Annotated in this window: 1 pseudogene; it reads right to left on the bottom strand. The window is 61.0% G+C overall.

What is annotated here, in order from left to right:
* Positions 1–191: pseudogene (locus A3736_RS02490) on the bottom strand (phosphoglycerate dehydrogenase); the annotation flags it as partial.
* Positions 192–270: the final 79 nt, after the last annotated feature.

The following is a 270-nucleotide window of genomic DNA, read 5'->3' as shown; positions in this document are numbered from 1 at the left end:
GCAGCCTCGAGGATCGCCGGCGTCACCTTGGTGGCGGAACGGATGGCGAGGCCGTCATATTCGCCGATCACGGCGGCGAGTTCCTCGGGCGTCATGCCCGGCTTTACGTCGACGTCGCAGCCGCGCTCTTCNAAAATGCGCGCGGCGTTGGGGTCCATCTTGTCGCTGATGAGAACTTTGGGTTTGGTCATGATACACTCCGCCCCCTTCCAAGGGGGGAAGACCGGATGGAAAGATACTCCGCCCCGGCCCCTTCAAAAGATTGAAAAT

It is taken from the genome of Erythrobacter sp. HI0063 (assembly GCF_001635685.1).
Taxonomy (GTDB): domain Bacteria; phylum Pseudomonadota; class Alphaproteobacteria; order Sphingomonadales; family Sphingomonadaceae; genus Qipengyuania.
This window is presented reverse-complemented; position numbering and strand designations above follow the sequence as displayed.